We start from the raw sequence: 12,747 nt of genomic DNA on the forward strand, positions 1-12,747 counted from the left end.
CTGAGTACGTGGGGCATCCACGCGTGAGGCCGCATCCACGCATGGCGTGGATCTACTGCTGGCGCTGGTGGTCCCGCATCCACTCATGGCGTGGATCTACTGCTGGTGCTGGTGGTTCCGCATCCACCACTCAGGGTTCGGCAATCACCCGCAGCGCACTGGCGTAGCCCTTGGCGAGACTGGTCAGGTCAAGCAGCCGGTTCAACGACAGCAGCAGGCCTGGCTGGCAGGCCTTCAGGCGATGATGTTCGAGCCACGCCTCGGTGACGGTTTCCAGCGTGGCCAATGCCTCATCGATGCGCTGCAGGTCGGCTTCGCAGTCGATGGGCTCGGTAGTGGGGTGATGGGGACGTGTCATGGCGAAGCTCCGTGGCGAGTCCGCCGGAAAGGCGGCAGGCGATGCGTGGTTGAAAGACCGTGATCCGAAGGAAGAACGGCGGCCATGCGGCCCCACGCACCGCCCGCCAAAGCAGGGCAGCGCGAGTCGCCGCCGCCCGCGAAGGACGGCGACGGGTGCGGCGTGGTTTCCTTCGGATCATCGGGCTTTCAACCCCGGCAGCGGTGCTCCGCTGTGCGCCTACCCTCAGGCCGATGGGACCGGCAGTCCAATAGGCAATGCCATTCGATGCGCGAATTTCGATACAACGGCTCTGTCGATCAGGACGCTACCGGCCCGATGCCGAAACATCAGGTGGTAAACGCGACACGTCGAGTCGAACCCGGCCGAAAGACCGTTTGTCGGCGGGCCATGAACACCACGCGTTGCACGTCATCGATGGAGCGCGCTGGATCCCTCACAGCGCAGCCCGCGACATCATCCACGCATGGCGTGGATCCATGTGTCGACCAAGGTCGACACCTACCAACAGCAGCGGGAAATTGTCGAAGGCGGGGTGGAGCCGATTGCGGGGGCGTGAGCGCCATGGATGGCGCGACCGAGCCTCCAGGGACGGATTCACGGCGTCCCCCGCAATCGGCTCCACCCCGTCCAGCTGCAGGAAGCTGGCTTTGCGCCGTTGCCGTTGCTTGAGAGTCTCTGCAGGGCCCGGGGCGCAGCCCCGGAAACCCCTCAGACCCCTTCGCCCATCCGCTCCAGGCCATCCCCGGCCAGGCGCAGAATCAGCTTCTCCAGCACCTGCTCCTCTTCCTCGCTCAGCACCGACATCAGCTTGCGGGTGATCTCGATCACCATCGGTGCGATCGTCTCGTACACCTCGAACCCCGCCGCCGACAGGGCCAGCACCGAACGTCGGCGGTCATCGCCATGCGTCTCACGCTTGATGAAACCGCGCTCCAGCAGGCGGGCCACCGCGCGGCTGACCGCCACCTTGTCCATCGCCGTGCGGTCGGAGACCTCGCTGGCCGACGACCCGGGGTACAGCGCCAGGATGGTGATCACCCGCCACTCCGGAATGGCCAGGCCATAGCGGTCGCCGTACAGCTTGGCGATATTGCCGCTGACCCGGTTGGACAGCACGCTCAGCCGGTACGGCAGGAACTGTTCCAGATCGAGCAGGACGTGGGAGGCACGCAGGCGGGTGGAAGCGGGATCGGCGGGGCTCATGTTGCGGTGCACCTTGCTGGTGGTTTCAAGTGTAACTATAAGTGTTGGGTCCGTACCCTGCATTCTCGCCGGGTCCAACCCCGCCCGCACCTGGTTTGTGCCGATGCGGCACCGATTCGGAGCCACGCCATGAATACCGCAGTCCCGTCCGCCTCGCATCCCAACCCTGGCATGCAGGTCACCACCTTCGAAAACCCGATGGGCATCGACGGCTTCGAGTTCGTCGAATTCGCCGCACCGGCCGGCCGTGGCGCCGAGCTGCACGAGTACTTCCGCAAGATGGGCTTCAGCGCGGTGCTCAAGCACAAGCAGCGTCCGATTACCGTCTATCGCCAGGGCGACGTCAACTTCCTGGTCAATGAAGACCCCGACTCGTTCGCTGCCGACTTCGCTGAAAAGCACGGCCCGTGCGCCTGCGGCTTCGCCATCCGCTTCAAGAAGCCGGGTGCGGAGGTCTACCAGACCGCGCTGGGCAATGGCGCTGAAGCCATCGCCTTCAAGCCGGAGAGCAAGGCGGTCAACGCCCCGATCATCAAGGGCATCGGCGACTGCATGCTGTACCTGGTGGACCGCTACGGCGATGCCGGCAGCATCTTCGATGGCGACTACGAGCTGATCGCTGGCGCCGAGCTGCGCCCGAAGGGCTTCGGCCTGACCTTCATCGACCACCTGACCCACAACCTGTACTTCGGCAACATGCAGCAGTGGTCGGACTACTACGAGCGCCTGTTCAACTTCCGCGAGATCCGCTACTTCGACATCAAGGGCCTGAAGACCGGCCTGGTGTCCAAGGCGATGACCGCGCCGGACGGCATCGTGCGCATCCCGCTGAACGAATCGTCCGACCCGAAGAGCCAGATCAACGAGTATCTGGACGCGTACAAGGGCGAGGGCATCCAGCACATCGCCTGCTTCACCGAGAACATCTACGACACCGTTGAAGCAATGCGCGCGCAGGGCGTGGCTTTCCTCGACACGCCGGAGACCTACTTCGACGTGATCGATCAGCGCGTGCCGAACCACGGTGAGGACGTCGCCCGCCTGGCCAAGAACAAGATCCTGATCGATGCCGATCCGGAAACCCACCAGCGCAAGCTGCTGCAGATCTTCACCCAGAACTGCATCGGCCCGATCTTCTTCGAGATCATCCAGCGCAAGGGCAACGAAGGCTTCGGCGAAGGCAACTTCACCGCGCTGTTCGAGAGCATCGAGCGCGACCAGATCCGCCGCGGCGTGCTGTAAGGTCTGCAGGCAATGCCGGCCACTGGCCGGCAATTCCTGTTCGAATGGTAGTGCCGGCCGCTGGCCGGCAACCTCTGGAGCTCCCATGTCCCCCTCCATTACCGCCCGTGGCTACCAGACCGGTTTCGGCAACGAATTCGCCAGCGAGGCCGTGCCCGGCGCACTGCCCATTGGCCAGAACTCGCCGCAGAAGGTGGCCCATGGCCTGTATGCCGAACAGCTGACCGGCACTGCGTTCACCGCACCGCGCGGCAGCAACCGCCGCAGCTGGCTGTACCGGATCCGTCCGGCGGTGAACCACGGCGAGTTCACTCCGTTCGCGCAATCGCAGCTGCAGTGTGATTTCGGTGCGCAGCCGGCATCGCCGAACCAGCTGCGCTGGAGCCCGCTGCCGCTGCCGGAGCTGCCCACCGATTTCGTCGAAGGCCTGTACACGATGGGCGGCAACGGCTCGCCCGACGCGCATGCCGGTGTCGGCATCCATCTGTACGCAGCCAACCGTGACATGGTCGGCCGCTACTTCTACGACGCCGACGGCGAACTGCTGATCGTGCCGCAGCTGGGCAGCCTGCGCCTGCTGACCGAGCTGGGCGTGATCGAGATCGAACCGCAGCAGATCGCGGTGATTCCGCGCGGCGTGCGCTTCCGCGTCGAGCTGCCGGATGGCCCGAGCCGCGGCTACATCTGCGAGAACTTCGGCACACTGCTGAAGCTGCCCGACCTGGGCCCGATCGGTTCCAACGGCCTGGCCAATCCGCGCGATTTCGAGACCCCGCATGCCGCGTTCGAAGACGTCGACGGCGATTTCGAACTGATTGCCAAGTTCGACGGCCGCCTGTGGCGTGCGCCGATCAATCATTCGCCGCTGGACGTGGTCGCCTGGCACGGCAACTACGCGCCGTACCGCTATGATCTGCGCCGCTTCAACACCATCGGCTCGATCAGCCACGACCACCCGGATCCGTCGATCTTCCTGGTGCTGCACTCGCCCAGCGACACCCCGGGCACCAGCAACATGGACTTTGCGATCTTCCCGCCGCGCTGGCTGGTGGCGCAGAACACGTTCCGTCCGCCGTGGTTCCACCGCAACATCGCCAGCGAGTTCATGGGCCTGGTGCATGGTGCCTACGACGCCAAGGCCGAAGGCTTCGTGCCGGGCGGTGCGTCGCTGCACAACTGCATGAGCGGCCACGGTCCGGATGCGCCGACCTTCGACAAGGCCTCCAGTGCAGACCTGTCCAAGCCGGACGTGATCAAGGACACCATGGCCTTCATGTTCGAGACCCGTGGCGTGATCCGTCCGACCGCGCAGGCGCTGGCCGCGGGCCATCGGCAGGGTGATTACCAGCAGTGCTGGAACGGCCTGCGCAACAATTTCCGTTGATCGTCCGCATCCACGCATGGCGTGGATCTACTGCACCACGCACACGGATGGATCCGCGCCATGTGCGGGTGCGCTATCGCGCTTCCCAGTAGATCCACGCCATGCGTGGATGCTGTTCACCGGTTCAGGCAATGGCCGCGAACGCGCTGCAATGCTCCACCGGCAGCGCCTCCATCAGCCGCTGCCGCACGCGCTGGCAGTACCCTTCCGAGGTCAGCGCCGGCAGCACCTGCAGCGCTGATTGCATCACCCGCAGTACCTCGTTTTCGGCGCGCGCCTGCTGCAGGTCGCGGAACAGCGCCGCTGCGTTGGGATGCCGCTGCATCTCCAGGATTCCCAGCACATAGATGCGCGCGGCGACAAGTGAGCGGCGTCGCTCGACTGGCGCGGCGGATGCTGCGGCGACTGGCGGCGCCAGCGGAGCAGCAGCCACAATCGGCGCAGGTTGCATGGAAACGGCGGCGTCCGCGCCGGTCACCAGGTAGCCGGCCTGGATCAGCTGGATCACCATCGCTGCTGCGTCCTGCCCCAGCAGTCCGGTCAGCTCGGGGATGCTGCGCTGGCCATCGCACAGGATCAGCAGCCGTCGCTGGCGCATGTCCAGCGGCGCGCGGTGGGCCTGCAGCGCGGTTCGGGCGAGGTCGGTCTTGCGCGGTTGCATGGGGAGGACAGCCAAGTCGGTGCTTGCCCAGCCTGAATGAGGGCGATGAAACCGCGATGACAATGCAGCGCCTGCACGCGCGCTGGGGTAGCGTGCACCCACCCTGTGCCAAGGATCCGCACCGATGAAGCACCTCCCGATTGCCGGCCTGCTGCTGTTGTCGCTGGCCGCCTGCAACCGTAGTCCCGATACCGCCGCGCCGGATGCACCTGCCGCCGCCACCGCACCGGCGAAGGATGCCTCCGTCCCCGCCGACGCCGATCTGGCCACCGCTTCACCGGTGGACCCGCGCCGCGACAGCCCGGCACGCCTGGATGGATTCGGCGGCGCCACGCTGGGCGCCGGCATCGCCGAGGTCCGCAGCGGCTTCGGCACTCCCTTGCAGGGCCTGGGTACCGATGCCGCCGGCAAGCCGCTACCTGCCGACGATGCCAATGAAGGCTGCTACTTCCTGCGCCCGCAGGACGCCGAAGACCCGCGCCTGATGTTCGAGGCGCGCAAGCTGGTCCGCTACGACGTGCGCAGCCCGTCCATCGTCGCCCCCGGTGGCGGCCGCGTCGGCATGACCCTGGGCGAGCTGCAGGTGCTCTATCCCGAGCGCGCAGACGTCGGCCCGGACAAGTACGACGATAAGGCCCAGCACCTGCGCGTGCGCCCGGCGCAGGAGGGCGCGGCGATCATCGATTTCGCTCTTGGCGCTGACGGCAAGGTCGGCGCTTGGCGGGTCGGTAAAACCCCGCAGGTGGACTACGCCGAAGGTTGCGGCTGATCCACCATCCTCGGCTCACCCGCAGCGGGTGGGCCGAGCGTAGAATCGCGCCACGACCGCTGGGGAGTGCTCGATGATCGCCATTGCCATTGCCTGGTTTCTGCTTGGCCTGCTGTTGCTGGCCCTGGGTGGGGACTCCATCGTCAAAGCCGTTTCCGGCCTGGCGCAGCGCTTCGGTGCCAGCGCATTCACCGCTGGCCTGCTGTTGCTGGGCATCACTACTTCGCTGCCGGAGCTGGCGGTCAACGCCCGCGCGCTGGTGGTGGGGCAGCCGGAGCTGGCCTTGGGCAACGCCGTCGGCAGCAGCGTGGTCAACCTCGGCCTGACCTTGGCAATGGCTGCCATTGCCGCCCCACTGTTGTTGCGTGCCCGCCTGCAGACGGTGCTGTGGTGGGCGTTGCTGGCCGCGGGCCTGCTGCTGATCGTGTTCGGGCTCGATGGTCGCCTGGTGCGTTGGGAGGCCGGCGTGCTGGTGGCCGGGTTCGTGGTGGTGCAGTTTCTGCTGCTGCGACGCGGGCGCCATGAGAGCGCCGAGGTACAGGCGGTCATCGCCGAGTCGGCACTGAGCCGCACCAGCCTGCCGTTGAACGTGTTGCGCGTGCTGTTCGCAGGGCTGGCGCTGTACTGGGGCGCGCGCCTGATGGTCGGTGCGGCCGCTGATTTCGGCACCGCGCTGGGATGGACACCCCTGCTGGTCGGTCTGCTGCCGGTGGCGATCGGCACCGCGTTGCCGGAGGTGGCAGCCGCCGTCGCGGCGGCGCGCCGTGGCCACGGCGACATGGTGCTGGGCCACGTGCTCGGTTCCAGCGTAGTCAACCTGATGCTGGTGATCGGTGCGATGGGGCTGCTGCAGCCGCTGGCGCTGCCCGCCTCGTTCGTACGCCTGGAACTGCCGGCGCTGCTGGCCTTCGCGTTGGTGCTGTACCCGATGTTGCGAGGCGACCTGCGCATCAGCCGCGTTGAAGGCGCGGTGCTGCTGGGTGCGTTCGTGGCCTGGTTGGGGCTGGAAATCGCGCTGGTCACACCGGTCTGACCGATGCGATGGATCCACGCCGCGCGTGGACCCGGTAGTGCCGGCCGCTGGCCGGCAAGTCGGCGAACCCGCAGCCAGGCATGGCCTGGCTCTACTGGCGGTTATCCGGGGTAGTGCCGACCAACGGTCGGCACCCACCGTCAACGCGTGGTGGTTTCCTCTTCCCGCTCCGGTTCCGGCGGCGGCAGTTGCTCTTCTTCCGCACGCTCGTTACCCGGCAGAGTGGGGCGCGTTTCCATCAGCAGCGACAGTGCCGCTTTGGCCATCAGATGCGCGCTGATCGGCGCGGTGATGAACAGGAACACGGTGATCAGCAGCTCGCGCGGCTGCGGGTCCTGGCCCAGGAAGATGTGGTAACACACCGAACACACCAGCACGCAGCCCACGCCCAGCGTGCTGGCCTTGGTCGGTGCGTGCAGACGCTTGAAGAAGGTGGACAGCTTCACCAGGCCCAGTGCGCCGACCAGGATGAAGAAGCAGCCGAACAGCAGCAGGATCGACAGCGCGATCTGGATGAAGGTGATCATTCGACGATGTCCCGCCGCAGCACGAACTTGCTCAGCACGACGGTGCTGCCGAAGCCGAGCATGGCAATGATCAATGCCGCCTCGAAGTAGATCGCCGAATTGAGGTACATGCCGAACAGCATCAGCTCGGCGATGGCCGTCACCGACAGCGTGTCCAGTGCCAGGATGCGGTCTGGCACGGTCGGCCCGCGCAGCAGGCGCCAGGTGGCCAGCAGCATGGCCAGGCCGACCACATGCATGCACACCACCAGGGTGGTCTGGATGATCTGGAATCCAGTCATGGGAAGATCTCCATCAACGGGGCTTCATAACGGCGCTTGATCGTGTCGATCAGCGCCTGCGGGTCGTCCAGGTGCAGCACGTGCACCAGCAGGAACCTGCGGTCGTCGCTGAGCGCGGCCGACACCGTGCCAGGGGTCAGGGTGATCATGCTGGTCAGCGCGGCGATGCCGTGGATGTTGGCGATGTCCAGCGGCAGCCAGATGAAACCGGGGTGGATGTTCTTTTCCGGGCCCAGCACCTGGATGGCCACGCGGATGTTGGACATCAGGATGTCCCACAGCGTCACGAACAGCAGCTTCGGCAGCGGCCGCAGGGTGCCGATGCGGGCGAACTCGCGGTCCAGGCGCGCAGCAAACAACGGAATCACCACGCCCAGCATCAGGCCCAGCAGGAACTGGCCGAGCGTGAAGCTGTCGGACATCAGCAGCCAGAACACCACCACCATCACGCTCAGCGCGGGCGAGGGCAGCAGGCGGCGGATCGGGGAACGCTTGGCGGTCATGGCTGGCGGATCTCCGGCGTGGTCGCGCGCAACTGCTGCACGTAATCGCCCGGCTGCAGCAGCTGGGTGGCGATGGCGTCGGTGTGCTGCATCAGCGGCGCAGCGAACAGCGTCATGCCGATGCCGTACGCCAGCAGGATGCAGGCGGCAAACAGCTCCACACGGCGCAGCGGTGCCTTGCGTGGCGGCGGTGCATCGGGATCGGGCAGCGGCACGCGCCAGAACAGTCGGATGCCACCGCGGGTCAGGCCCATGATGACCAGCAGGCTGCTGACCAGCACCGCCGTCCATACTGCGCCGGTGTACTGCGCGGGCATGCCGGCCAACAGCGCGGCCTTGGCCAGGAAGCCGGACAGCGGCGGCAGACCGGCAACTGACACCGCCGCAATCAGGAACAGCACGGCGGGCGTCTCCTTGCCGGGCATCGGCGCGATCACTTCCTTGCGGTCGCTGGCGCCGCCACGGCGGCGTCGGATCAGGTCGGCGACCAGGAACAGTGCGGCGGCGACGAAGCTGCTGTGCGGCAGGTAATACAGGCCGGCCGACAGCACCTTCGGCGTGCCGACAGAGAACGCGATGAACAGCGTCGCCGCCGAGACGATCACCAGATACGAAATCAACACGCGCAGGCGCGCTGCTGCCAACGCGCCCAGGCCGCCCAGCACCAGCGTCGCTACGCCGGCCCACAGCAGCCAGTCGCGGCCGTAGCCGGCCATCGCACCCGCATCCTCGCCGAACCACAGCATCTGGATGCGCAGCACGGCATACAGGCCCACCTTGGTCATGATCGCGAACAGCGCCGCCACCGCAGCCGGTGCACGCGCATACGATTCGGGCAGCCACAGGTACAGCGGCATCAGCGCCGCCTTGGCACAGAACACCAGCAGCAACAGGCCCATCGTCGCCTTCACCAGGGTCAGCTGCGCGGGCGGTACCTCGGCAATGCGCTGCGACAGCTCGGCCATGTTCAACGACCCCAGCGAGGCGTACAGCAGGCCCAACGCGATCAGGAACAGGGTCGAGGCAGTGACGTTGAACACCACGTAGTGCAGGCCGATGCGCATGCGCAGGCCACGACCGCCACTGAGCAGCAGGCCGTAGGAGGCGATCAGCATCACCTCGAAGAACACGAACAGGTTGAAGATGTCGCCGGTCAGGAAGGCGCCATTGAGGCCCACCAGCTGGAACTGGAACAGCGCATGGAAGTGCGGTGCGCGCCGGTCCCACCCCGAACACGCGTGCAGCAGGCACGGAATGGCCAGCAACAGGGTGGTCAGCAGCATCCACGCGGACAACTGGTCGGCCACCAGCGCGATGCCCAGCCGTGATGGCCAGTCGCCCAACAGGTACACGCGGATGTCACCGCCCACGGTGTCGGCAAACAACAGGCCGACCACCACCGCCAGCGCGGCCAGCGATGTCCACGCCACGGCGCGTTGCACCTTCGGCCCATAGCGCCGGTGTTCGACGAACAGCGACAGCGCAGCGCCGAGCAGCGGTACCAGGATCGGCAGGATCACCAGATGATTCATGCGCGGTCCTCGCCCCGGCGCGGCGGTGCATCGTCGTCCGGCTCGTGCGCATCCACATGGTCACTGTGGTTGTCGCTGCGGCTGCGCATGGCCAGCACGATGCTGACGGCGGTCATCGCAAACGCGATCACGATCGCGGTCAATACCAGTGCCTGCGGCAGCGGATCGGTGTAGTTGCCGAGGTGGCTTTCCACGCCTTCCTGCAGCACCGGTGCCTTGCCCTGCACCACGCGGCCACCGGCGAAGATCAGCAGGTTGGTGGCGTAGGACAGGAAGGTCATGCCAAGGATCACATCGAAGCTGCGTGCACGCAGCAGCAGGTAGATGCCGATGGCGGTCAGCACGCCGATCGCAGAGGCCAGGGCCAGTTCCATCAGTGCATCTCCCCCGTTCGTGCCGAGCGGCGTTGCAGGTCGATCTCGCCCTTGCGCGCGGTGCGCGTCCGCGAGGGTTTGACGGTGGCCATCATCGACAGCATCAGCATCGCGCCACCGAACACCACCAGGTACACGCCGATGTCAAAACCAATCGCGCTGGCCAGCGGCACTTCGCCGATCAACGGCAGATGCAGGTCCAGGTGACCGCTGGTCAGGAATGGCACGCCGAACAGCATCGACGCACCGCCGCTGAGGATGGCGATCAGCAGGCCGGTACCGATGCAGCGGATGTAGTCGAAGCCGAAGCGCGATTCCACCGACGCGGTGCCCTGGATCACGTACTGGATCAGCAGCGGCACTGCCAGCACCAGGCCGGCGATGAAGCCGCCGCCCGGCGCGTTGTGGCCGCGCAGGAACAGGAAGATGGAGACCGTCAGGGTCAGTGGGAACATGATCTGGGCCAGATCGGCCGGCACCGGCAGCTTGATCGGCGGGCCGGGCATGATCTGCTCCGGCGCCATCCGCGTGCGTCGCAGCAGCGCATGCACGACCAGTGCGGCGATGCCGAACACGGTGATCTCGCCGAAGGTATCGAAGCCGCGGAAGTCGACCAGGATCACGTTGACCACGTTCTGGCCATATGCCTCGGGCAGTGCGCGGGCAAGCAGTTCGCCGGCCATGGTGTTCGGCGGCAGCGTCATCGCGCTGTAGGCCAGTGCGCCGAGGCCGGCACCGGCCACGATCGCGATCAGCGCATCACGGCGCTTGCGCCAGCGCGGCCGCTCCGGGCCGGACTGTGCGGGCAGGTAGTTCATGCCCAACAGCATCAGCACCAGGGTCACCATCTCCACCAGCAGCTGGGTCAGCGCCAGGTCCGGTGCGGAAAGGAACACGAAGGTCAGCGCCACCATCAGGCCGACACCGCCGACCAGCAACACCGCCAGCAGGCGCTGCTTGTACATGCGCAGGGTCGCTACCGCGCAGGACATCATCACCAGCCACAGTGCCCAGCCCAGCAGCGGTATCGGCTGCGGCTTGGTCCAGTTCGGCGAGGCGGGGTTGGCGATGTAGGGCGCGGCGGCCACCACGATCGCCACCAGCACCAGGCCCAGCAGCATCCGCTGCAGGCTGCCGTTGGCGATGCCGGCGGTCAACCGCTGCGCGCCGGCCGACAGCAGGTCCAGCTGGTGGTGGAAGGCATTGCGGCCCGGCGTGGTGTTGGTCACCGCGTGCAGGTCGATCAGCTTGCGCAGGCCGAAGTAGAGGGCCACGCCACCGACCACGCCCGCGGCGCTCATTGCCAGCGGCAGGTTGAAGCCATGCCAGATCGACAGGTTGTATTCGGGCATCGCGCTGCCGAGGATCGAGGCGGCTGCCGCATGCAGTATCGGCGCCACCGTCAGTGCCGGGGCGATACCCACCGCCACGCAGATCACCACCAGGATCTCCACCGGCACCTTCATCCAGCGCGGCGGCTCGTGCGGCACGCGGTCCAGGCCATGCGGGCCCTTGCCGAAGAAGGTGTCGTGCACGAAGCGCAGGCTGTAGGCCACACCGAATACACCGGCCAGCAGCGCGGCGATCGACACCGCCGTGCGCATGGTGTCGGTGCCACCGGCCGACAGCGCTTCGGCGAACAGCATTTCCTTGGACAGGAAGCCGTTGAGCAGCGGGATGCCGGCCATCGCCAGCGAGGCGATGATCGCCAGCGCGCTGGTGAACGGCATCAGCCTGCGCAGGCCACCGAGCTTGCGCATGTCACGGGTGCCGGTCTCGTGGTCGATGATGCCGGCGGCCATGAACAGCGACGCCTTGAAGGTCGCGTGGTTGAGGATATGGAACACGCCGGCCACCACCGCCATCGGCGTGGACAGGCCGAACAGCAGGGTGATCAGGCCCAGGTGCGAGATCGTCGAATAGGCCAGCAGGCCCTTCAGGTCATGCTGGAAGATCGCGTTCCAGGCACCGATCAGCAGGGTGATCGCACCGATGCCGCTGACCGTGTAGAAGAACAGATCGCTGCCGGCCAACGCCGGATGCAGGCGCGCCAGCAGGAACACGCCGGCCTTCACCATGGTGGCCGAGTGCAGGTAGGCCGACACCGGGGTGGGTGCGGCCATCGCGTGCGGCAGCCAGAAGTGGAACGGGAACTGCGCGCTCTTGGTGAAGATGCCCGCCAGCACCAGGAACAACGCGTAGGGGTACAGCGCGCTGGCGCGGATCTGCTCGCCGGCAGCCAGCACCACGTCCAGATCGAAGCTGCCGACGATGCGGCCGATCAGCAGCACGCCGGCCAGCAGGGCCAGGCCGCCGCCGCCGGTGATCACCAGCGCCATCCGTGCGCCCTCGCGGGCGTCCTGGCGATGCGACCAGAAACCGATCAGCAGGAACGAGCTGATGCTGGTCATTTCCCAGAAGATCATCAGCAGCAACAGGTTGCCCGACAGCACCATGCCCAGCATGGCGCCCATGAAAAGCAACAGGTAGGTGTAGAAGCGGTGCGCGTTGTCCTGCGGGCTCAGGTAGTAGCGCGCATACAGCACCACCAGCGCGCCGATACCCAGCACCAGCCCGGCGAACATCCAGGCCAGCCCGTCCAGACGCAGGGTGAAGTCCAGGCCGATCTGCGGCAGCCACGGCACCATCGTGCGCACCACTTGGCCATCGATGACCGACGGGGTCAGCCAGGCGAGGATCGCCAGCCCGCCCAACGGCGCCAGCGCCGCCAGCCAGGCAGCAGTCGAGCGCGAACTACGGGGGAAGGCTGCGACAGCCACTGCCATGAGGAACGGCAGGGCCAGCAGCGGGGGCAGGCTGGGGAGCATGCAGGGAATCCATGATTCACGAGCAGGTCAGGGAGCATAACAGGCCGCC

The 12,747-nt window shown here is 66.6% G+C and carries 13 protein-coding genes; 4 read left to right on the top strand and 9 right to left on the bottom strand.

Translation table 11 applies throughout. The features are described from left to right. Positions 1–130: 130 nt before the first annotated feature. On the bottom strand, positions 131–358 hold the full coding sequence (locus tag ACQ5SA_RS14460; protein ID WP_353098867.1) for a hypothetical protein: 228 nt from the start codon (positions 356–358) through the stop codon (positions 131–133). 711 nt (positions 359–1,069) lie between these two features. Continuing rightward, positions 1,070–1,564, bottom strand: coding sequence for a MarR family winged helix-turn-helix transcriptional regulator (locus ACQ5SA_RS14465; RefSeq protein ID WP_050815698.1), 495 nt, complete (start codon positions 1,562–1,564; stop codon positions 1,070–1,072). A 129-nt stretch (positions 1,565–1,693) separates the two neighbouring features. Between ACQ5SA_RS14465 and hppD the strand changes: the two genes are divergently transcribed. Together hppD and hmgA are read left to right on the top strand one after the other, a co-directional pair. Then, positions 1,694–2,806, top strand: coding sequence for a 4-hydroxyphenylpyruvate dioxygenase (hppD, locus tag ACQ5SA_RS14470; protein ID WP_229979519.1), 1,113 nt, complete (start codon positions 1,694–1,696; stop codon positions 2,804–2,806). Positions 2,807–2,891: 85 nt separating this feature from the next. Further along, the gene (gene hmgA, locus ACQ5SA_RS14475) at positions 2,892–4,190 is read left to right on the top strand and encodes a homogentisate 1,2-dioxygenase (RefSeq protein WP_499314636.1); all 1,299 of its coding nucleotides are present in this window, start codon (positions 2,892–2,894) and stop codon (positions 4,188–4,190) included. A gap of 124 nt (positions 4,191–4,314) precedes the next feature. Here the strand turns inward: hmgA and ACQ5SA_RS14480 are convergent, their stop codons facing one another. Further along, positions 4,315–4,851, bottom strand: a complete 537-nt coding sequence (locus tag ACQ5SA_RS14480; protein WP_499314638.1) for a hypothetical protein — start codon at positions 4,849–4,851, stop codon at positions 4,315–4,317. Positions 4,852–4,975: 124 nt separating this feature from the next. Here ACQ5SA_RS14480 and ACQ5SA_RS14485 point away from each other — a divergent pair, with 124 nt between their 5' ends. Both ACQ5SA_RS14485 and ACQ5SA_RS14490 read left to right on the top strand, forming a co-directional pair. After that, the gene (locus ACQ5SA_RS14485; protein WP_230112165.1) at positions 4,976–5,620 is read left to right on the top strand and encodes a hypothetical protein; all 645 of its coding nucleotides are present in this window, start codon (positions 4,976–4,978) and stop codon (positions 5,618–5,620) included. Between the two features lie 73 nt (positions 5,621–5,693). Continuing rightward, on the top strand, positions 5,694–6,653 hold the full coding sequence (locus tag ACQ5SA_RS14490) for a sodium:calcium antiporter (protein ID WP_499314640.1): 960 nt from the start codon (positions 5,694–5,696) through the stop codon (positions 6,651–6,653). A 140-nt stretch (positions 6,654–6,793) separates the two neighbouring features. On the opposite strand, the gene ACQ5SA_RS14495 is transcribed toward ACQ5SA_RS14490, so the two are convergent. From ACQ5SA_RS14495 to ACQ5SA_RS14520, 6 genes are read right to left on the bottom strand one after another with little or no spacing between them, the layout of a single operon-like run. Beyond that, a complete protein-coding gene (locus tag ACQ5SA_RS14495) occupies positions 6,794–7,180 on the bottom strand; it encodes a Na+/H+ antiporter subunit G (RefSeq protein ID WP_108267242.1) in 387 nt (128 codons plus the stop codon). Then, positions 7,177–7,461, bottom strand: a complete 285-nt coding sequence (locus ACQ5SA_RS14500; RefSeq protein ID WP_025874598.1) for a K+/H+ antiporter subunit F — start codon at positions 7,459–7,461, stop codon at positions 7,177–7,179. Before ACQ5SA_RS14500 ends, ACQ5SA_RS14495 begins: the two co-directional genes overlap by 4 nt. Next, on the bottom strand, positions 7,458–7,964 hold the full coding sequence (locus ACQ5SA_RS14505; RefSeq protein WP_176022140.1) for a Na+/H+ antiporter subunit E: 507 nt from the start codon (positions 7,962–7,964) through the stop codon (positions 7,458–7,460). Before ACQ5SA_RS14505 ends, ACQ5SA_RS14500 begins: the two co-directional genes overlap by 4 nt. After that, entirely contained in the window at positions 7,961–9,496 is a 1,536-nt protein-coding gene (locus ACQ5SA_RS14510) for a monovalent cation/H+ antiporter subunit D (RefSeq protein ID WP_230112169.1), read from the bottom strand. The genes ACQ5SA_RS14505 and ACQ5SA_RS14510 overlap by 4 nt, the downstream gene beginning before the upstream one ends. Beyond that, a complete protein-coding gene (locus ACQ5SA_RS14515; RefSeq protein ID WP_025874601.1) occupies positions 9,493–9,870 on the bottom strand; it encodes a Na+/H+ antiporter subunit C in 378 nt (125 codons plus the stop codon). Before ACQ5SA_RS14515 ends, ACQ5SA_RS14510 begins: the two co-directional genes overlap by 4 nt. Further along, positions 9,870–12,698, bottom strand: a complete 2,829-nt coding sequence (locus ACQ5SA_RS14520; RefSeq protein ID WP_499314643.1) for a monovalent cation/H+ antiporter subunit A — start codon at positions 12,696–12,698, stop codon at positions 9,870–9,872. The genes ACQ5SA_RS14515 and ACQ5SA_RS14520 overlap by 1 nt, the downstream gene beginning before the upstream one ends. Positions 12,699–12,747 lie beyond the last annotated feature (49 nt).

The sequence above is a fragment of the Stenotrophomonas indicatrix genome (genome assembly GCF_050573115.1).
Lineage (GTDB): Bacteria > Pseudomonadota > Gammaproteobacteria > Xanthomonadales > Xanthomonadaceae > Stenotrophomonas > Stenotrophomonas lactitubi_A.